Origin of the sequence: Alteromonas sp. McT4-15 (assembly GCF_020515205.1) — a bacterium.
Classification (GTDB): Bacteria; Pseudomonadota; Gammaproteobacteria; order Enterobacterales; family Alteromonadaceae; genus Alteromonas.
On sequence record NZ_JAJALG010000008.1, the window covers coordinates 138,836 to 159,340 of the forward strand.

16 protein-coding genes are annotated in these 20,505 nt (G+C 43.5%); 5 read left to right on the forward strand and 11 right to left on the reverse strand.

Annotated elements, in window-relative coordinates; all coding sequences use genetic code 11:
• The first annotated feature begins 283 nt into the window (after positions 1 to 283).
• From LHL20_RS08765 to LHL20_RS08775, 3 genes are all read left to right on the forward strand, one after another.
• The gene (locus LHL20_RS08765) at positions 284 to 2,302 is read left to right on the forward strand and encodes a putative bifunctional diguanylate cyclase/phosphodiesterase (protein WP_226433025.1); all 2,019 of its coding nucleotides are present in this window, start codon (positions 284 to 286) and stop codon (positions 2,300 to 2,302) included.
• Positions 2,303 to 2,314: 12 nt separating this feature from the next.
• Positions 2,315 to 2,893 (forward strand): thymidine kinase, encoded by a 579-nt coding sequence (locus LHL20_RS08770; protein WP_226433026.1) that lies wholly within the window; start codon positions 2,315 to 2,317, stop codon positions 2,891 to 2,893.
• A 289-nt stretch (positions 2,894 to 3,182) separates the two neighbouring features.
• Positions 3,183 to 6,086, forward strand: coding sequence for a TonB-dependent receptor (locus tag LHL20_RS08775; protein WP_226433027.1), 2,904 nt, complete (start codon positions 3,183 to 3,185; stop codon positions 6,084 to 6,086).
• A gap of 50 nt (positions 6,087 to 6,136) precedes the next feature.
• Here the strand turns inward: LHL20_RS08775 and LHL20_RS08780 are convergent, their stop codons facing one another.
• The gene (locus LHL20_RS08780; RefSeq protein WP_226433028.1) at positions 6,137 to 7,162 is read right to left on the reverse strand and encodes a LacI family DNA-binding transcriptional regulator; all 1,026 of its coding nucleotides are present in this window, start codon (positions 7,160 to 7,162) and stop codon (positions 6,137 to 6,139) included.
• 137 nt (positions 7,163 to 7,299) lie between these two features.
• Complete coding sequence (upp, locus tag LHL20_RS08785) at positions 7,300 to 7,929, reverse strand: uracil phosphoribosyltransferase (protein ID WP_226433029.1); 630 nt, start codon at positions 7,927 to 7,929, stop codon at positions 7,300 to 7,302.
• A gap of 305 nt (positions 7,930 to 8,234) precedes the next feature.
• Between upp and LHL20_RS08790 the strand changes: the two genes are divergently transcribed.
• A complete protein-coding gene (locus LHL20_RS08790) occupies positions 8,235 to 9,518 on the forward strand; it encodes a pectinacetylesterase family protein (protein ID WP_226433030.1) in 1,284 nt (427 codons plus the stop codon).
• Positions 9,519 to 9,529: 11 nt separating this feature from the next.
• On the opposite strand, the gene LHL20_RS08795 is transcribed toward LHL20_RS08790, so the two are convergent.
• From LHL20_RS08795 to LHL20_RS08830, 8 genes are all read right to left on the reverse strand, one after another.
• Complete coding sequence (locus tag LHL20_RS08795; RefSeq protein WP_159627131.1) at positions 9,530 to 9,751, reverse strand: XRE family transcriptional regulator; 222 nt, start codon at positions 9,749 to 9,751, stop codon at positions 9,530 to 9,532.
• Positions 9,752 to 10,067: 316 nt separating this feature from the next.
• Positions 10,068 to 10,577 carry a WbuC family cupin fold metalloprotein gene (locus LHL20_RS08800; protein ID WP_226433031.1) on the reverse strand — a complete coding sequence of 170 codons (510 nt, stop codon included), beginning with the start codon at positions 10,575 to 10,577 and terminating at the stop codon, positions 10,068 to 10,070.
• 24 nt (positions 10,578 to 10,601) lie between these two features.
• Entirely contained in the window at positions 10,602 to 12,662 is a 2,061-nt protein-coding gene (locus LHL20_RS08805; protein WP_226433032.1) for a glycoside hydrolase family 97 protein, read from the reverse strand.
• 102 nt (positions 12,663 to 12,764) lie between these two features.
• Positions 12,765 to 13,769 carry a ribosome biogenesis GTPase YlqF gene (gene ylqF, locus LHL20_RS08810; protein WP_226433033.1) on the reverse strand — a complete coding sequence of 335 codons (1,005 nt, stop codon included), beginning with the start codon at positions 13,767 to 13,769 and terminating at the stop codon, positions 12,765 to 12,767.
• Positions 13,770 to 13,818: 49 nt separating this feature from the next.
• The gene (locus LHL20_RS08815; protein ID WP_226433034.1) at positions 13,819 to 14,580 is read right to left on the reverse strand and encodes a TrmH family RNA methyltransferase; all 762 of its coding nucleotides are present in this window, start codon (positions 14,578 to 14,580) and stop codon (positions 13,819 to 13,821) included.
• 93 nt (positions 14,581 to 14,673) lie between these two features.
• Positions 14,674 to 15,462 (reverse strand): transglutaminase-like domain-containing protein, encoded by a 789-nt coding sequence (locus tag LHL20_RS08820; RefSeq protein ID WP_226433035.1) that lies wholly within the window; start codon positions 15,460 to 15,462, stop codon positions 14,674 to 14,676.
• Positions 15,459 to 16,697: a hypothetical protein gene (locus LHL20_RS08825; protein WP_226433036.1), complete on the reverse strand. Its 1,239-nt coding sequence runs from the start codon at positions 16,695 to 16,697 to the stop codon at positions 15,459 to 15,461. The genes LHL20_RS08820 and LHL20_RS08825 overlap by 4 nt, the downstream gene beginning before the upstream one ends.
• A gap of 15 nt (positions 16,698 to 16,712) precedes the next feature.
• Positions 16,713 to 18,659 carry an aminotransferase class V-fold PLP-dependent enzyme gene (locus LHL20_RS08830; RefSeq protein ID WP_226433037.1) on the reverse strand — a complete coding sequence of 649 codons (1,947 nt, stop codon included), beginning with the start codon at positions 18,657 to 18,659 and terminating at the stop codon, positions 16,713 to 16,715.
• 226 nt (positions 18,660 to 18,885) lie between these two features.
• Between LHL20_RS08830 and LHL20_RS08835 the strand changes: the two genes are divergently transcribed.
• A complete protein-coding gene (locus tag LHL20_RS08835) occupies positions 18,886 to 19,542 on the forward strand; it encodes a crotonase/enoyl-CoA hydratase family protein (RefSeq protein WP_226433038.1) in 657 nt (218 codons plus the stop codon).
• Positions 19,543 to 19,653: 111 nt separating this feature from the next.
• On the opposite strand, the gene LHL20_RS08840 is transcribed toward LHL20_RS08835, so the two are convergent.
• Positions 19,654 to 20,172 (reverse strand): Mpo1 family 2-hydroxy fatty acid dioxygenase, encoded by a 519-nt coding sequence (locus LHL20_RS08840; RefSeq protein WP_226433039.1) that lies wholly within the window; start codon positions 20,170 to 20,172, stop codon positions 19,654 to 19,656.
• Between the last annotated feature and the right edge of the window lie 333 nt (positions 20,173 to 20,505).

Here is a 20,505-nt window from a genome sequence, read left to right on the forward strand (position 1 = left end):
AAGCAAATTATGAGAAGAACTCATAATCGATTAAGACATAAGGTACTAGATAAAATAATCTAAGCCATTAGTCACTCAATAATGAGATGAAGTGTCGGGATTTGTAATATATGAACAAAGCAATATGACTCGATGCTTCGCGGGTATAAAATCGCGGGTATAAATTTACTCTGCTAGCCTTATAAGGTATATAAGATAGTGTGACATGCTCATACGCTTTATAGACTATCTAGAGCCGTGTGACGTCGCTTATTTGCTCAAAGTAGATTAGGTAATCCAACCATTGCAGCTTGAACAAAACACGATATCTACAACAGAAATAAAACGCGATACTGCCAACATGCTTGTGGGCAACAGTTTTGTCGGTTTGTTAATGACCATATTTGCGTTTTCTGGCTTAGTATTCTTTTTTGAAACAGATAATGAATCGCTAGTTTCGTTAAAACACAAAGTGTGGCTAGTGATGATGATAGTGTGCTTGCTGCGCTTCATCGATGCCTGCTACTGGCGTTTTGGTTTGGCACACAAATCTTTCGCTCCCGACGCCGTCATAAAGCGTTTTTCTGTCGGTGTTTGTCTTACCGCAAGCGTATGGGCCTTCTATTCGGTAGTTTTCTATCCCTCCATGGGCGCAGTAGAACTCTCAGCCACCATGGTAATACTGTCAGCAATGTCAGGTGGTGCTGGTACAGTGCTTTCACCAAGCAAGCGTTTGGTTTCCTTTTATTGCACCGCGCTCCTTGTACCTATGTCGATGTGTGTATTAGCTGACGAGTCTGGAGAGTTTTTTATTCTCGGGGTGCTCGGCTTAGTATTTTGGATAGGTATATTCCTTAGTGCTTCTCGCTACAACCGCTTCTTCGTAAATACGCTTTATCTAAAAGAAAACAACGAAAAGCTGCTAGCACAAATGCGCGTCGAACGAAGCGAAACTGAAAAGGTCAATCAGCTACTCATTGCCACCAATGAAAAACTCGACGCATCTAACGCCAATCTTGAAGCAGAAGTTGAGCGTCGTACAGAAGACCTATTTAGGCTATCAAATCGAGACCCTCTTACTAATTTACTTAATCGCAACGGTTTTCTTAAACACCTCAATAATTTGCTAGACACTACAAAAGTGCTTAATAACTCGCTTGCCATTTTGTTTATCGATCTGGACGGCTTTAAACAAGTCAACGACAGCTCAAGCCACAAAGTTGGCGATATAGTGCTGGCAGAAATAGCCGCTAGGCTTCGCAACTATAGTGAGAAGAATCATTTAGCGCGCTGGGGGGGCGACGAATTTGTAGCCGTTATCCCTTATGCAACAGTAGACACAGCAAAGGCCGTAGCACATGCAATGCGAAGCGGCGTGACGATTCCCATCATGGCTAACGACAATCAAGTTACTCTTGATGCGACCATCGGGATTGCCATGTATCCAGAGCATGGCGATAGTGCGGTTGACCTTATTCAACAGGCCGATCTCACAATGTACGATCAAAAGCGTAAACAACGTGGGTCAGTTGGGGTGTTTAATGAGTTGTTGCATGCAGAAATTAAGCGTGATCAACGGCTATGCGAACGTTTACGTTGTGCGATAGATAACGGCGAACTCAGCGTCTTCTATCAACCCATCATCGACGTTAAATCTGATAAAGTTTCATCTGTAGAAGCCCTGCTCAGATGGAAGTGCGATGATGAAATGATCACGCCTGATGTTTTCATTCCTCTTGCTGAAAGAAGCGGATTAATGCCAGAGATTGGCGCTTGGGTGCTCAACCGAGCGCTTATCGACTTGTCACACTGGCAGTTTGCTGAAAGTCTGTGTATGTCAGTTAACGTATCAATTACTCAACTTCTTGATGATGGCTTTGTGAAAGTGCTCGATAGCGCGTTAAACACAACTTCAATAGCACCGCAACGCCTGTATTTGGAAGTAACTGAAAGCGTGTTTGCCAATAATGCGGAATTAGTTACTCAGCGGTTACATGATCTTGTTGACCGCGACGTAAAAATATCCATTGATGATTTTGGTACGGGATACTCTTCTCTCCACCGTTTACAATCAATGCCTTTTGACTTTATAAAAATTGATCGTTCATTTGTACAGAATACCTCTGAAGAGAGTGATACCATAATAAGAGCGACACTGTTGATGGCACGAGAGTTTCGTTGTAAGACTATTGCAGAAGGTATCGAAACTGATGCGCAACGAGTCCACCTTGCAGACCTAGGTACAGACTATTTACAAGGTTATTACTACGCAAAACCCATGAGTGCCAGCGACTTTATTTCTTGGTATAACAAAAACTATTAGAGCCTCTCAACCATGGCACAACTTTATTTTTATTACTCTGCAATGAACGCAGGTAAATCCACATCGCTCCTTCAATCTGCATACAACTACCGTGAACGCGGCATGCACTCTGTAATATATACCGCAGCATTAGACGATAGATACGGGGTGGGCAAAGTGACTTCTCGTATTGGCCTTCAGGCTGACGCCAAACTTTATGCAAAAGGTGATGACCTATTCGCTTCGATAAGCAACGACCACAATACACGCAAGTTAGACTGCATATTTATAGACGAAGCACAGTTCTTAACGAAAGAACAGGTTCGACAATTAGTAGATGTTGTTGATGAGCTTAAAGTACCCGTTTTGGCTTATGGGCTTAGAACCGATTTCCTTGGCGAAACCTTCGAAGGAAGTCATTACCTCCTTGCGTGGGCTGATAAATTATCTGAGCTTAAAACCGTATGTCATTGTGGTAGGAAAGCCAGTTTTGTTGTGCGCCTAGACGAAAACGGCAATGCCGTTAAAGGTGGCGATCAAGTCCAGATTGGTGGCAACGACACCTATGAGTCCATGTGCCGAAAGCACTTCAAAAGCCTAGTTTGGGATTAAAGTTTTGCAAATGCGTGGCGCTTTTACAAACTTAGCGCTACGCTTATGTCACAAATGGCGTTGATTCACTAAAAGCGCAATACTTTTTCCTCACCCCTTCATCTCAGTCTTCACATCGTAAATGCATTAAGTAAATACTATATACCCCCAGGACTAGACAGACATACTGCGGCGGCACAACACTTAATCAATTAAGAAAATCCTTGCCAACGTTTATTTTTCAGACTATTGTTAAAAGGTTGTAAAACAAAAAACCTGCATTTAACACACTTTTAGCAAGGTAAAGCATATGAAGCACACTGGAAAATTCAAACCTGCGGTTATTGCATTATCAATTACGGCAGCACTCCACGGTCACGTTGCATTAGCACAAGAAACACCAGACGAAGACAATTTAGAAGTTATTCAAGTGTCAGGGATTCGCGGTTCACTCATGCGTGCCCAAGCGGTTAAAATGGACAACGATTCTATTGTTGAAGCTATCTCAGCGGAAGATATAGGTAAGTTACCCGATTCTTCTATTGCTGAATCGCTTGCTCGCCTTCCGGGTCTATCTGGTGAACGAGTAGGTGGTCGTACGTCAGGTATTTCAGTTCGTGGTTTCAAAGAAGACTTTACCGGCACATCACTTAATGGCCGTGAATTAATTGGTATAGGTGATAACCGCGGCGTTGAGTACGACCTCTACCCTGCGGAAATCATGACAGGTGCCACAATTTACAAAACCTCTGATGCAACGCTATTAGTACAAGGAATTGGTGGTACCGTTGATCTTCAAACAGTCCGCCCTCTATCTGCGCAAGAAACCCTCACAGTAACGGGTGTATACGAACTTGGCGGCAACGACTCAGACAACCCTGAATTTGATAATACGGGTAATCGTTTTGCGCTTTCTTTTGTTGAAAAGTTTGCTGACGATACTATGGGCTTGGCACTAGCCATTGCGTCTACCGAGTCTCCGCGTAACGAAAGAAAGTACGGTGTATGGGGTTATGGCGAAAATGATGACGGCCAAGTACTGCCATTTGGTCTTGATACACAAGCTATTAGCCGCGTACTTGAGCGCGACACGGTGTCTGCAATATTCCAGTGGCGTCCCACCGATAGACTCGACATTGTCGTTGACGCTCTTGATATCGATTATTCAGATTCTGGCGTAATCCGTGGTTTCATCGAACCATTCGCCGCTGCGAATGTTACGGGCAGTGGTGTTAATAATACGGGTACTCAAATTAACGCGAATCCGGTTTTGCGTACCGATCCAGCACAAAAAGACGGTGAGTTACAAACTTTCGGTTTAAATATTCGTTACGACATTAACGACGAGTGGTCGATGACACTTGACGTTGCTGATAGCGAGTCGAGCAAGCGTGACCTACGTGGTGAGTCTTATGCGGGTCTTGCTCGCTCAGGCGCGCTAAGCAATGATGAACTTGGTTCACGACAGTTCCAAATGAGTGCTGATGGTATTTTCTTTACCGACAGCACAGGCCTTGACGCCTTTTCCGATCCTGCGCTACTGCAGCTAGCGGGCCCACAAGTATGGGGTGGTGGTATGGCAAACATTGCAGACCAATTTACTACCAATGAACTTCAGGCCAATGGCGACCCCTATAGCTACTTTAATGCGCAAGACGGCTTCCTTAACTTTGCTGACTTTGAAGAAGAGTTAACAACCGCACGCTTTGAAGTGACTGGTTTTGTAGATTGGAGTATTTTTAACACCTTTACCGCAGGTGTGAACTACAGTGATCGCTTTAAGTCTAAGGACAACAAAGGCTTCTTCGCGACAGCCTCTTCTTATCCGTTCTCCGAGTCAATTCCTTCACAGTACCTCTATAACGGATTAGCTGACCTTACTTGGGCGGGTCTAGGCTATGTGGTTGCCTATGACGGATTTGCACCATACAACGATGGAGAATATACGCTAAACGATGCAGGTCTTCTGGAGCCAGACAGACTTGGCGACTCATACACGGTAGATGAAGAAGTAGTCACTCTATACGCTCAGTTAGATTTTGAAACCGAAGTAAGCGGATTTAACGTTAAAGGTAATGTCGGTGCACAGTATGTTCAAACCGATCAAAGTTCTACAGGTTTCATCGGCATAGTGGGCGATAACTTCGCGGTTTGTGATGACGATGGCAACCAGGTTGTAGATGCCGATTGTATTATTACTGATGGCGATGACTACTCACACTTCTTGCCAAGCTTGAATGTGAGTGTTGAGTTGACCGAAAACCGCTACTTGCGTTTCGGTGCATCGAAAACGATAAGCCGCGCGCGAATTGACCAGATGAAAGCTTCTGGTTTTGTGAAGTTCGACCAAAATATTGAGCTAATTGCTACACCAAATACACAAGCAGCTGTAGAAGAGTATGGTTCACCTTGGTCGAAGTTTACTGGTAACCCAACACTTCAACCTCTAGAAGCTAATAACTTCGATTTGTCGTTTGAAAATTACTTTGAAGATGAAGGCTATATATCCATTGCCCTCTTCTACAAAGACTTAGTTAACTGGACCCGTGACGGAAACCAGCTAATAGACTTTACCAATGATGAAACGAACGGCGGTGCTAACTACTTCATTCCAGGTTTCCATGACCGTGTCATTGATGTTGATGGTAACTACGGACCAGAAGACACACCATATCAAGCTGGTGATCTTGTTACACCACCTGACTTAGGTTTCTATTCATTCTTCGAAGATGGTCTTGAAGGCAGTATGAAAGGTGTGGAGCTAACCGCGAATATTCCACTTCGTATGCTGACTGATTCGCTAGACGGATTTGGTATTGCTGCTTCTGCAACTATTCTTGATGCTGAGCTAGAAGATGGAACGGCAATTCCTGGTCAATCTGATAACACATACAGTATTACGGCTTACTACGAAATGAATGGTTTTGAAGTAAGGGTGGCTGCAACAGACCGTTCGGAATTTTTGACCTACCAACGTGGTGGCTCGAACAAAATTGAAGCCGCAACACGTGATGCTGTAACTCAGGTAGATGCTCAAATCAGCTACGACTTTGCACAAAGTGGTATTGAATATCTGGAAGGCTTACGTATCGCGCTTCAAGGTGTAAACCTGACCGATGAAAAAGAAGAGACAATTGACGGAAACGGCATTGTTACCTTGCGTCGAGAATTCGGCCCATCTTACATGCTTAACCTAAACTACTCTTTCTACTAACCTCACAGTGCGCCGTCCTTGACGGCGCATTGCTTTTTTCTAGACAGTCGTTACACCGTTTCGCCGTATCTCACTTCAAACGGCAAGACTGTTTTATCTTGAATTTGCTCAAGTAACGCATCGGCAGCTTTAATGCCTTTTTCTATACTTGATTGGCATACCGTAGTTAGGCTAGGACGCGCTCGCTCCGCTTCCTCAATTCCGTCAAACCCAGTTACTCTCAACTCTTCTGGTACCTTAATACCCATTTCCAGTGCCATATGTAATAGCTCAAGTGCAATAATATCACTCATACACAACACTACGTTAGGGCGTGGAGAACTCGTCAGCACCTCTTTCGCGGCTTGACGGGCAAAGCTTCGCTCACTCTCCGGCAAGTGCCAAATACGCTCGCGACTAATCGCCACTTGCTTTTCCTCTGCAGCTCGTAAATAACCATCTAAACGTCTGTGAGAAATAGAAGAATCTACACCGATAATAGGATTATCGTAAATACGGCAAGTAGAAGGTGAGTCGATTAGACGCAAACCAAATATCGCCACGTTATCGCCTTTTTGTAAGGCGTGTTGCGCCACTTGATAAGCGGCTTCTTCATTGTCTATGTTGATAGAAGGCTTACCTTCAATATCAAAGTCTACCGTGACAACAGGTTTAACCGACACTGACAATTCGTCAACAAGCTTTACGTTTCGTGGTTGACCGTAACAGATAAATCCATCGACAAAATCGACAACATCAAGAAGACTATCAGAGTCGCCAGCGTAAAGTAAAAGGTGTTTACCCTGCTCTCTTAATGCCGTGGAGACTCCTTTAATAAACGTACTTGCAACAGGGTCGCTGACCATATAGGAAATACTATCGGCTAGCACCAATGCAACTATATTTGACGTCCCTTTTCTTAAGATTTGCGCCGCCTTATTTGGGCCGCTATAACCAATCTTTTTACATTGTTCTAGAATTTCTTCGCGTTTCGCCTTTGACAACTGATCAGGGCGGTTAAATGCATTCGAAATGGTTGCTGTAGACACACCAAGCTGATGTGCCACATCTTTTAGGGTTAATTTTGTTTTGTTCATTATTATTAGCTCTTGTCACGAACGCTAACGTCTGTCGTGTCCTATTACTACATAAGAACTATAACATTTTCTTAAACGTTTAACCCATGTAATTTAACGTCTAGCAGATATACTGTAATCTTTTTAAGAAGAAATGATTAACGCGTGCCGAAAATCTTATCACCTGCATCACCAAGGCCAGGCAAAATATAACCTTTATCATTGAGTCGTTCGTCAATAGCCGCGGTAAAAATATCAACATCGGGGTGTGCATCAACAACGGCTCGAATCCCTTCAGGTGCTGCTACCAAAAATAGCCCCATAATTTTGGTGCATCCCTTTTCCTTTAACAAATCGATAGTGGCAATCAATGTTCCACCTGTTGCTAGCATAGGATCAACAATCAGCGCGGTGCGCTCATCAATATTTTTTACGACCTTGTCAAAGTAAGCCACAGGTTGCAGCGTTTCTTCATCTCTATACAGCCCAACCACACTTATTTTGGCATTTGGAATTAACTCTAAGACACCTTCCAGCATGCCCAATCCAGCACGTAAAATAGGTACAACAGTAATTTTTTTGCCTTTTATTTGCCTAACTTCTACTTCGTCTCCCGACCAACTGCGTATTTTGGCTCGCTCGGTCGGCAGTGTCCTTGTTGCCTCATAAGTCAGTAGATTGCCAACTTCTGAAGCAAGTTCGCGAAAGTCTTTGCTGCTTATTTTAGCGTTGCGCATTAAGCCTAGTTTGTGTGCAATAAGCGGGTGTGTAATTTCATGAACAGCCATGACGAAGCTCCTGTTGAGTTAAATTAGTAGAACAATACCTCAAGCGACCTTTAGAGATGTTTCTATTTTGTATGACACTTCAGCAGACCTATAAAATCTTGCTCAAAGTATAGACAGTATTTATATTTCATTTAATCTGTATCTACATGGTGTAGTAGAAAGCGTTGTTGTACAAATCTCTACTCTCCATATCGTTTGTATTTTACTGATTTGAGCGTTATTAGAAAGTAATGCTCTTAGTAAGCCTCTAAAAGATAATCATTTATTACCCTGTTAACAATGAAATGACAAAAGGAAATTGCTTTATGAATTCGCTATCTACGTGCATTCGCCTGATAGTAACCAGTGTTTGTTTGGTGGTATCGTCAAACGCTTTTGCTGACTGGCAGCGCATCACCCCTGATTCAGAAGTTGTCGTTACACTCCCAAGTGGCGCTGAACAAACTGTTTATCCCTCTTGTGCCTTGCCTGCACTCGCTGGTCCTCAAGGAATAGAGCCAAACCCGTTTTCATTCTATTTTGAGCAAGGTGAAAGCGATAACTTGCTAGTTTACTTTAACGGTGGCGGCGCGTGTTGGGACAGTTCAACGTGCCTAGCATCAATGCAGCTAGAGTTCGACAACGACCCGATGAGTAGAGCTGCTTATAATCCTTCTGCGCAATTTGAAAACACACCTGAAGTAGCAGGTGGAATATTCAAAGATGTAGAAGAGAATCCATTCAAGTCGTGGTCAAAAGTATTCATTCCTTATTGCACCGGCGACCTTCACTTGGGCTCGTCTGACACAACGTATACTGACGACTTAGGCATAGTAACGGGACTTCCAGGCGCTGACGTCACAATTAGACACAGAGGTCATGATAACGCCATGGTTGTTATGGATTGGCTAAGAGTTCAACTGCAGCAAAATACGCTTTCACCCAACAAGGTGTTATTAAGCGGCAGTAGTGCCGGTGGGTATGGCGCAATATTCAACTTCCCTTATGTGCAACAGCTCTTTGGTCGTAAAAAGGTTGCTCTATTTGCAGATGCGTCTCTTGGCGTAATCTCAAAAGGCTTTACAGAGACTGTGTTGAACTATGGTGGTCCGTGGGCTATTGAGGACACACTACCTGATAATTTCCAATCGCTTATCGGCAATTTCAGCCACCTTTCACTCAATAAGCAAGTTATGCTTCGCCTTGCTTATCAATATCCTTGGAATAGGTTTGCGCAATATTCTACCGGGACCGACTTTGTTCAAATACAGTTTTCTAAAATTTCAGACCAAGTAGCAAAAGGTAACGTTGATCCCACAACATGGGGAGTAAACGAGTCTGATTTGGGTTACATTTTAGGTTGGCAAATTCAAGCACACTCATCAGTGCATGCCCTATCTGCATTCACATGGAACTACCAATTCTATTTGGGAGAAGGTACCTGCCACATGGTACTAAACGACTTCTGTGAGGATAATGCATTTCCGGTCTCGTCACCCAGCCCATTTTACAATGAGCGAAGTGCCAAAGGTATCTCGTTTAACGAGTGGCTATATACATTCGCAACAACAAGACGCTTTAGAGAAAACAGCGTAGCCTACTATCACTAAATTCCACATCGCTACCCTACTTGTAGGGTAGCGCCATCTGGCATAGTTACCTCAATTTTGACATTTCCTCCAACAGCTGCCAAATAGGCAGCAGCGCGCTGCAAAGAAACATCTTGAATACGTTTAGATTCCAGCTTGCTTACGCCCGATGCTGTTACTGATAACGCCATCGCCACAACTTCTTGCTTCACCCTGTGTTGCTTTCTAATTTCGCCTAATGTGAGTTCTTTCATTGTTCTTTACCGAGAATAATGGGCATTAAAAAAGCCCAGATAGTTTACACCTTCTGGGCTTTTGCAAAACGTTCTACCTGCGTGCCCAGAAGCCAATAATTGCCCCTGAACACCGATGGTCAGGTGCAATCAGTAATTAAAATTATAAAAATAGCCTGTAGAAACGTTTCGCATGATAATTCTCTTTCTCACAATAAGTGTGGTTGCGCAGTGCTCTTTATACGCAGACTGCTTGTGTCATTTATCCTTTACCATACCATCAAAATAAGCAATAGCAACGACTTTCCAAATCGGAAAGTCGATAGGTAATCTGATGCTATACGCTATCCATCACATCTACCGCCATATTTTGCCCCACTGTGGCCGTTTTAAGACTGGCCAAAAACGTGCTCACATCGTTGCTTCCCTCAGTAGGCGCCCATGCTGCAAAACCTTTATCATCGGTTACCTCATAAGGCCCCTGTTTAACTTCCATAAATACGACAGGTGCATGACACACAGTGGCGTGCCATACGTTAGGCGGAATTTCCACACCCGAGCAATCTCCATTACTACTCAACGTCAAGCGTTCTGAGACAGTGCCTTTATCATCAAAGAATATGAGATCTAATTCCCCCTCTAGCACCATGAAGAACTCCCATTTGTGCATTTGGCAATGACGGTGTGGACGCACATAAGAGTCAGGCATCATTGCAATAAACAAACGCTGCACGACATCTTCATAAGAATCATGCACATTGAGATTCGCTCTGCGCCGTTCACTTTTTGCCGCGTTTTCCAGTAATGCCTCAAATGTCCGTTTATCAAACCGTTTTAACTGCTTCACGTTGTAATCCTGTGTTTAAAAATCTTAGGGCAGCTTTCTAAAACGCACAGCCGCTCCACCTGATGACGCCAGTTTCAGCGTTAGCGTATCTTTGGCGCTAACTTGCTTGTGGGTTATCGACAATGCATAGGGGTTAGTTTCCCAATGCGCGTCTTCACCATCACTGTATATTTGCGCTTCGTAACGCTGGCCTTCGTCTAAGAAACTAAGTGGAATGTCTAGCGAGATCGCGTTCTCGTCAGTAACGGCACCTAAAAACCAATCGTCACCGGAATAGTGCTTATGTTGGCTTTCCTTTCGTGCCATGACAATAAAATCGCCTACTTCGCCTTGCAACGCAATACTTTCAGACCAGTCAGTTGGCACATCTTTAATAAATTGAAAAGCATTAGGCTTGGCTTCATAATTTTCGGGTAGATCTGCGGCCATTTGTATAGGGCTGTATAGCACCACGTATTGAGCCAACTGTTTGGCCAGTGTAGTTTGCGGGCGCATTATATTACCTTTACCCCACTCTACGCCGCCATCTTGTTGACGGATGTAATCAAAATTGAAAATACCGGGCGTAAAGTCCATAGGGCCAGCAAGCATCCTAGTAAACGCTAGCATAGGAATATGTTCTGGTGGATTTGGTGCAGCCCAACCAGAGTTATACTCTTGCCCGCGGGCACTTTCTCGAGAGATCCAGTTTGGGTAAGTACGGCGAAGGCCCGTGTCTTTTACCGATTCGTGAGTATTGATAGCAAGCTCATATTTTGCGGCTGTTTTTACGTTGTGCAAAAAGTGATTCACCACGCGCTGACTGTCAGTATATTCATAGCGAACATGGCCTTGGTCATCCTTTACTTTTAGATTTTGTCCGTGTGCAACGTAACCTGTTTTAATTTGAGAGACGCCTAATTTTTGGTAAAGCGCGAATCCATCCTCCATTTGCGCTTCATAATTACTAATACCGCCAGAAGTTTCATGATGCCCAATAAGCTTTACACCTTTGCTTTTACCGTACTCTGTAATTCGTTTGATATCAAAGTCTGGATAGCTTTCAGTAAACGAAAAGAGCTCGGAGTTAGCAATCCAGTCGCCATCCCATCCTTTGTTCCACCCCTCTACCAAAACGCCATCAAAACCATTGGCTGCGGCAAAGTCCATATACTCCATGGTTCGCTCAGTAGTTGCACCGTGCTTATCTGAAGAACCCCACGTAAACTTGTCGATGTGCATTCCCCACCAAATTCCCACATATTTACCAGGCTCTACCCAGCTTACCTCTCCCAACTTGTTTGGCTCATTGAGGTTAAGAGAAATAAACGAGTTAGCTAAGTCGACGGCTTTATCACCAATCGTTATTGTTCTCCAAGGCGTAGTAAACGAGCCATGTTTTCGAACCAAAACACCATCGTGCGAAGGCGCAAGAGCAGCGGCAAAGCGACCCAACTCTTGCTTATCAAGACTCATGCCGGCATAGTCGACAAGTGCAGCTTCGTGCACGGCAACATGAACACCGTTTTCATAAGCAACTGTAAATGGCGTGTGAGCTTTGTATACTTCTTGAAGTGGGGTTTTGCGATATAGATATTCGTATCGCTCGCGGCCATGAGCAGGGATCCAATACGCCGTTGCCTGATGTGAGTTGACAAAATTAAACTCTGTCAGCTCTCGCGTAATTTCCCGTTTTCCATCAGTCACAATTTCATATCTAATACCGACACCGTCGTTGAAAACCCTGGCACGCACCTTAAAGCGATTTTCATTATTGCCATTGTCGATGAATTCAACTACTAATTCGTTGTGGTAGTCGCGGATTTGAGTTTGCTCTCCCCATGGCTGTGTCCATGTGGTATCTACACGATTTCGACTGATTTCTTTAACAGAAAAATCGCGATAAATAGGTGCCGCACTTGCAAACGTAAAACCTAATTTACTTGATGCAAAAAGCGGCTTACCGCGATAGTCAATGCGATACTGCGCGATATTTTTGTCGCTATTAAAGGTGAGTACGATTTGTTCGTCCGGCGATTTAACAACAACTTCGCTGGCGAAAACGGAGGTGGCAGACAGTAAAAGTAACAGGCAAATTGCTCGCATGGACTAACCTTAACATTGTTAATGTTATGTTAGTATCAAGCAGTTTGCCTATTTTGCAAGCAATTTCTTAAACGATTAAGGTCAGCTAATTCAATTACACTTTTATTTTCGCGCTTTTTTCATTCTACGGCTTTGTTCTTGACGCTTTTCTTCACGTTTTTCTTTGCGGTCTTTTTTATCTGGCGTTAACGAGCCAGTCTTAAATTTTTGCTTGCGCTTGGCTTTTGCTTCAGCTTTTCTTGCCGCCTCTTTCGCCATTTCTTCTTTTTCTTTTTCGAGCATCTCTGGCGTTTCTAACGTAATACGCCCCAGTTTTCCCGACTGAAGTTCTTTCAGTAATATCTCGCATATTTTATGTAAATTAACCCTACCCCCAGCTTGAATTGCGCCGCGATTTTTTGCCGCTGCTTCTAGGAACTCAATTTCTGTGTCTGGCAGTTCATCAAGCTTATAGCGCTCTTGCATAACTTCTGGGTACGCTTTAATAAGGTAATCAGCCGCGAAAAATCCCACGTCGTCGTACTCCATTGCCGTATTTTTTACTGCACCAGAGGATGCTAAACGGTAAATTGAATTTGGGTTTTCTAACTTAGGCCAAAGTACTCCTGGCGTATCAAAAAGAATAATGCCGCTGCCAAGGTTAATCCGCTGCTGACTTTTGGTAACGGCTGGTTCATTACCCGTTTTAGCAATAATTCGCTCGGCCAATATGTTAATCAAGGTCGACTTCCCCACATTAGGGATACCTGTGATCATTGCCTTAATCGCTTTCGGTTGAGCGTCTTTATGGGCGCAAATGCTTCTTATCATCTGCATTATTTGTTTACTATTACCCGGGTTATCACTTGATGTGGTAATCGTTTTAACGCCGCGTTCTTTTTCTAAACTTTCCTGCCAGCGAGCCGTAATGTCAGGGTCTGCTAAATCATATTTATTCAGAATTTTTATACAGGGTTTGTCGCCACGAATTTTTGCAATTTCCGGGTTTTCGCTCGAATATGGGATACGCGCATCAAGCACTTCTATTAGAATATCTACTTGATTTAACGACTCTTTAATTTCTTTCAGGGCTTTGTGCATGTGCCCTGGGAACCATTGTAATGCCACGGTTTATTCCTATATTTTGCGAGTATTAAGGGGTTGCAACAGCTGCGAGTTAACGCGAAAGTTCATAGACACACATATTGACGGCACTGGCCAGATTCAATGAGTCAATTTTGCCACACCCTGGAATGGTGAATGCTTCTGCGTTGAGGCTAGCTAACACTTCTCTAGGCACGCCTCTCGCTTCGTTACCAAAAAGATAGCACTGATAATCACCAAATGTGGGCGACATTACTTTTTTCCCATTCATGTCTAAGTAAGCAAAGTGCTGGAATCTATCATTCAATGACCCAAGGGGCACATTAAGCTCCATATCAACGTGGAATATAGCCCCCATGCTGGCTCGCACTACCTTTGAATTGTAAGGATCAACACTATTTGGGCTCATCAATAATGTGACGTTGCCAAACCATGCCAAGGTTCTTAATATCGTGCCTAAATTGCCTGGGTCTTGTGTTTCATAAAGGTACACACAATAGGTGTTCGCCGAGGTTTTATTGCTTGTTTCGGTCGAGCGCTTTTTCGGTAATGGAACAAGGGCAATAATGCCCTGAGGTGATTTAGTATCGCTCAACGATACCATTTGTTGTTCACTAAGAACTTCAACCTTATAGTTTGTTGACAGCTTGTTAGAAAGCCAATCGGCGTACTGTGAGGTTGCATAAAAGGTGATATCACTCAGATTCAAAAATACCTGTTTATTATTAATGGCCTTAATCAACTCAAGTACCAGATGCTCTCCTTCCACCAAATAATAGCCGAATTGAGACCGGTATTTCTTTTGGTGGAGCTTTTTTACATCACTGAGTTTCATTAAACCTGACCTTAAAATCTTTTGCGGCGCAAGTGTAAGCCAAACAGACGAAAACTCAAGTACTGCGTGGTACACAACAAACTATTGTTACGCCTATTTTCGCCCTCTTACATCGGTTATGCGCTGTGGTAACGTAAACATGCTTTTGCCTAGCGCTAACGCGTACCCAGGTCCCTCGTTATCAAGCACGTAACTCGGTAAGTAAAACACGCGCGCGTTTTGCTGATTGGTTAACGCCGCATCAATACGCTGCCACCTGTTGTCGATATACAGTTCGTTCCAAGCATGACCAAACGCTTCTAGTGTTTTATCGACCTCCACAAGAACTGAGCCCACAACCACGCGAGCGGGCACATCAAGACCTCTAGCCAACGCCGCAGTCAACACCGCAAACTCTGTACAGTCACCACTTTTACTTTTAGCAACGGTAGAGGCAAACGCAAAATTGTGAATGTAGCTAGGTTCAGTAATATACGTCGACACGTACTGCTCTATGCTTTGCCCAAGCAAATGTGGCGTTGATACCGGATTAGCTTGCTTAAACTGCGTTAGAACGGATTGAACTTGAGGCTCGTCATAATCAATTACAAAACTACTCTGGGTGTGCTTATTAATGACCGGCGCATTCGCTACGTAGTGTTCACTCAGTGATAGCGTGAGCGTATTACCTAACACGCTATCTACTTGCACACCCTCCCAGCCAGCTAAGAGAGCTTGATACTCAGACGGTTTATTCACCACCACTTCAAACTGGATATTTGACGGTAGCGGTAATGCTTGTTCCGAATGAAGCGTTAATTCGATTTGTGCGAAGGTAGGCGAGCTTTGCCCGTGGGCAACACTTGCAAGTAGCCACAACACTAACGTGCATAAACGCATCATAACGCTGTAGGTTTACCGGAAACGAAAAGCGGTTTTATTAACATGGAGACAGGCCCAATACTCATGGTAGCGGATTGCATTATAAGGTCATCGTTGGCCTTATATTTTACCTCAAAACCTTCCATATCAGCCTTATACAGATATAGACCATCCTGCTTGCCCTCTTTCAACATGGTTGTCGTAGTTGGTACTGTCGGGTCAGTATCGGCAGACCAAGTTACATACGTGGTTGTTTCTTTGTCGGTCTTATTCAGTTCGTCAACCACTAGGTAAGTGCCAAAGTTAGAAACAAACTCACCTTGATATTCTAGCTGTGCTGAAATGGGCTTACCTTGTATTTCGCCTTCAACAGCCCATACACCTTCAGATTCCGATAACGATAGCGACGAAGACATTTCACTGTTCTCTACCGAATAGGTATAGGCGTTAATTAACTCTCCATCAGCATAACTCCATGAACGCGTAACAGTATCTGTTGTAGCGACATTGTTTGCATCTACGGGCAAAATCATTGAAAGCGCTTCTCTAATTTCGACATCACCATCAGCATCTTTAGTGAACTTCTCAACCGCAACACCAACCAATTCGTTATTCATAAATACCGAATTAACTGAGTTAAAAAACGGTGTTGCATGAGCGCTTTTATCCGTTGCATTAACAAACGAGGTAAAGACATCCTTAAAGGTTTCGCGATAGCCAATTTCGTTGTGTAGACACACTTGAAGACCATTAGGAGACTCGGCGGATAACCCCTTCATTAAACCGGTTAACTGCTCTGCACCTGTTCCCAAGTTATAAAGCACCTGATAATCAAGTACTGCTGTATCGGCAATATTTTCCACATTTAGTGAGTAGTTGTACTGGCTGGTTAGTGCTCTTTTGTGCAATGTAGCGATATTCTCTGTCGCATACTTCATCATATTGACAAGTGAATTTGCGGGGCCATCGTAATCTTGAAATGCCCAACACTCCACTGGGGTGTCAGTGCCGATGTCAACGGTGTAATACCAATACGTATCGGCTTTCTCTACATCAGACCACTTTCCCAAAATTGCAGCGCTTAGCGGAAACTCTGCAAGTGTAACATTCGACTTTTCAGTAATTTTTACCTCGCGTTTCACCGCGTCGTTGAACCAGTCGGGAAGCTGTTCTTGTGAAATATAATCTTTCGCTAATGCTTGGGTAACACTGCACGCCAGTGCCAAACCCATTAATGATGCGTTTACTTTTTTCATTATTGTCTTATTCCTTTACTCGTCTTCCACTACGTATATTTCACCATCGTAAATTCCCTGCACGGTAAGCTTTTGACTCGCTAACGCCTGCAAGTAATCAATATGAGCTTGCTCAATTTTTTGTCCTGGCACAATCAGTGGGATCCCAGGAGGATACGGCGTGATTAAACCTGCTGCAGTACGCCCTACACTACTTTGCCACGCTATTGCCTCGCGCTTGCTAAAAAACGCTTTCGAAGGTAAATCGTCCAAATGAATGGGCGGTATATCAGCCGGCAGTGGGCTTTTGCTTTTGCGCTTACTTAAGTTTACGGCACCATCGTCTAAACGCTTTAACGCATTGTATAGTCTTACTATCTTAGAGCGCATGCCGCCCAGCGTTAACAATACCAAGATTGTACTGTGCGTAAACTTTTCTATTTCAAGACCCACTTCGTCCATTAAGAATCGATGAATTTCTTGGTTAGAATAATCCAATGCGGAAACATCAATAAGGATTTTAAGTGGATCATGACCAATGTTATCGCTTTCGAAGTGCGAAAACATTGTGGCAAAATCTTGTGGACTTAACACCCGCAAACGCTTGAATTTAGCCATTTGGGCTTTTAACTCAGCCACATTGCTCAACAACTCATTGAGAATTTTATACCCTTCCATCTCTAACTGTTGACGACAGACGTCTAACGAAGCAATGAGTTGATACTTTGGCGACGTACTGGTGTGTATTGCAAAGATCTCTTTAAAGAAGTCTTTGTCGAAGTCGGGATCATTGACATGAATGAATGACGCCTGAGAAAACGCAGAAACCACTTTGTGCGCTGAATGCGTGATGTAATCGGCGCCAGCCGCAATAGCAGAATAATCACGCAATGCTGGGTGAAATAGCGAATATGCAAACCAGGCTTCGTCAATGAAAACCTTAATGCCATGTTCATGCGCAAGTTGAACCACTTGCTTTAGGTCGGTGAGCAAACCATCGTACGTACAACCGGTAAGAACAATGAGTTTTGCATCAGTATTTTGCTCTATAAGGTTTTTAATTTGCGCCATGCGCGGCGGTGAAAAAATACCATACTCTGGGTTAAACACACTGTCGAGATACACTGGCATTGCGCGCGCTTGAATAATGCCGTAGTGCACAGATTTATGACAATTGCGATCGGCTATAACTTTATCACCCTCTCGCAGCAACGTTTGCAGAATTATTTTATTCGACGTTGAAGAACCGTTAGTGACAAAGTAAGAATGACGCACTTCAAATGTATTCGACACAGCAGCCTGCGCTTTACCAATGGCATGTGTGCCATCTGATAGCGATCCCAATGAGTCCACACTCACCGAAAGGTCACTGACAAACACGTTGCGTCCAAAGAAGCGGTAAAAGTCACTGATGTAAGGGGAGTTTCTAAAGCTCGCGCCGCCGCTGTGTCCTGGTGTATGCCAAGAGTCGTTTGCTTCTACAACATAATCTTTGTACTCAGTCCAAAACGGCGTTTCATTTCTATCATCAAAGTCATTAATGATGTAACCCAGAATAGATTCTGGGTCTGAGATAATATCATTGCGATAAAAGAATGACTCTATACCGTTGGCCTGATTAACGATGTCCAGTCCTTTAACCGCATCACCCAATACGTAAACCGGCAGCTCAGGGCGTATTCGTTTGATGGCATCAATAACACGAGCGTTGTTTTGAATAACGGCACCTTTGTCGTCAGAGTCAGCAACCTGACTAACGAGTTCGTGTTCTTTTGCTACCACGTCCCAGCTAAACACAACCGCTTGAATGTCTCCGTCGTCACGCACAAACTGTAACGCTTTTGCTACCGCACTTGCCTCTATCAGACTTATTTCTACATCATCACGGTCAAAATACGTGATGGTATTGCTAATACTTGTGGTGATTTGCTCAAGCAAATCAGCGGCATCTTCTATAACAAGAATTTTCAAATGAGGGCGCATCAAACATCCGTGATAAGTTACTTAGCGCATCGCGCTAACGTGGTTACTAAAACTAGAGTGTAACGCTGAATTTCATGTTGTGTGAAGTTTTCATTTGCTCTATCACCATTATAAATCGCACTTTATTACTTTCTCGAAGTGGGCATTTTACGTTGTGTATAGGTATGATAGTGGCCCTTTTGAGATTTGCCCTTTGTCACTTACTGAAATGGAGCTAAAACACAACATGGCTTTCGATTTAAAAATAGATAATGATATTGCTGTAATTACCTTTGACGACGGAAAGGTAAATGCGGTTGGCTTCACGCTAATAGAACAACTTAACAACGCACTAGATGAGGCCGAACAGAGAGCAAATACCGTAGTGCTTCACGGCGGTGAAGGTAAGTTCTGTGGCGGCTTCGATTTGTCGGTAATGAAAGCTGATGACAAAAGCAAACAGCTTGAACTTGTTCAAGCAGGCGCTGACCTTATCGTTCGCCTGTACAGCTTTCCATTACCTGTGGTGGTTGCAGCAGAGGGTCATAGTATCGCGATGGGCGCCATTTTATTGATGGCAGCAGATTTGCGTATTGGTAAAGATGCAGACACCAAATACGGCCTTAATGAAACCGCAATTGGTATGGTATTGCCTCCTTTTGGTATGGAGCTAGCAAAAGCAAGACTTGCCAATACATGCCAAACAGAAGCGCTGTTATTCTCTCGTATTTATGAAGGTAAAGAAGCGGTCAAAGCAGGCTTTCTGGATGCAGCCGTACCGCAAGACCAAGTACTGGCAACGGCGCTAGGTTATGCAGACAAGCTTAAGATGCTGCCACGTCAGGCTTTTGCAGAATCTAAGATGCAGTTAAGGAAAGCCACTCTCGCTAACATGAAAGGCTAGCTTTAATTTAAATAGCGCGCTAAGCCATAGCAGGCAAAACCGAAGAGGCCTTTGCCATCTTAGCCTAGCGTGCTGTCATAACACCCTTAAAACACGCCTTTAAAACACACTTTAGTGTCGAATGGGGCCACAACGCTGTTCAATGTCTTGCTTCAATTTATTGCGAAGCCCCATCTCAAACGCCACTTCCGCTAGTACAAACAAGGGACCAATTGCCAACCCCATAATATCGTCAACAAAAGCAGGCTTTTTTCCTTCAAAGTGATGGCCCACGAATTGAAGCGCCCAACCACCCACAAAAATACCTAGTGACACAGACAACCAAGCGATGACACCAAGCGCGGCAACTGATTGAGCAAAGTACACCATAACGGCGGTAATTAAGGCCATTACTGAACCCAGTTTTTTATCGAGCTTAAAATAAAATAGGTTTCCAATAACCCATACTACTATAGCGGGGCTCACTATAGTCTCGCCCAAAAGCAGTACATCCGTTAAAAGTGCAGGCTTACTTAAAAGACAAAACACCGAAAAGACAATAAGTGGTATACCCGCATAGTGAGTATATATATTTCTCGGATCTCTATGATATTGGCCGTATTCGCCGAGGTATTGCTCTAATGTCTTCATAAGTTTTTACCACATTTCACACATTGAGCAATAAGTGTATGTCTGCTTTTGCACTTAAACTGTCGCCTAAAAGACATTTCACCATTTTTGAAAACACATTAATTCTCACCAAGCAAAATAGTTAGACTCCGAACTATTTTTAAATTTTCACTTGTGTAACCAAACTCCTTGAGGACAATACCTTATTTACCACAAGATTTAACAATAGCCGCAAAACCTAAGAAAAACCTTTTAAAATCAACAAGCCACATCAAAGGCAAGATTAAAAAAAGCGTTCCATACATCAATTAATAAACTTATCAAGTTGAAAAATTAATTAGAGCACTATACAAT

Excerpts from the sequence above, each read along its gene's own strand:
- LHL20_RS08815 (WP_226433034.1), bottom strand. The coding sequence starts at position 14,580 with ATGAAACTCAGTGATGTAAAAAAGCTCCACCAAAAGAAATACCGGTCT.
- LHL20_RS08840 (WP_226433039.1), bottom strand. The coding sequence starts at position 20,172 with ATGAAGACATTAGAGCAATACCTCGGCGAATACGGCCAATATCATAGA.
- LHL20_RS08835 (WP_226433038.1), top strand. The coding sequence starts at position 18,886 with ATGGCTTTCGATTTAAAAATAGATAATGATATTGCTGTAATTACCTTT.
- LHL20_RS08825 (WP_226433036.1), bottom strand. The coding sequence starts at position 16,697 with ATGAAAAAAGTAAACGCATCATTAATGGGTTTGGCACTGGCGTGCAGT.
- LHL20_RS08790 (WP_226433030.1), top strand. The coding sequence starts at position 8,235 with ATGAATTCGCTATCTACGTGCATTCGCCTGATAGTAACCAGTGTTTGT.
- upp (WP_226433029.1), bottom strand. The coding sequence starts at position 7,929 with ATGGCTGTTCATGAAATTACACACCCGCTTATTGCACACAAACTAGGC.
- LHL20_RS08805 (WP_226433032.1), bottom strand. The coding sequence starts at position 12,662 with ATGCGAGCAATTTGCCTGTTACTTTTACTGTCTGCCACCTCCGTTTTC.
- LHL20_RS08795 (WP_159627131.1), bottom strand. The coding sequence starts at position 9,751 with ATGAAAGAACTCACATTAGGCGAAATTAGAAAGCAACACAGGGTGAAG.
- LHL20_RS08830 (WP_226433037.1), bottom strand. The coding sequence starts at position 18,659 with ATGCGCCCTCATTTGAAAATTCTTGTTATAGAAGATGCCGCTGATTTG.
- LHL20_RS08770 (WP_226433026.1), top strand. The coding sequence starts at position 2,315 with ATGGCACAACTTTATTTTTATTACTCTGCAATGAACGCAGGTAAATCC.
- LHL20_RS08780 (WP_226433028.1), bottom strand. The coding sequence starts at position 7,162 with ATGAACAAAACAAAATTAACCCTAAAAGATGTGGCACATCAGCTTGGT.
- LHL20_RS08775 (WP_226433027.1), top strand. The coding sequence starts at position 3,183 with ATGAAGCACACTGGAAAATTCAAACCTGCGGTTATTGCATTATCAATT.
- LHL20_RS08820 (WP_226433035.1), bottom strand. The coding sequence starts at position 15,462 with ATGATGCGTTTATGCACGTTAGTGTTGTGGCTACTTGCAAGTGTTGCC.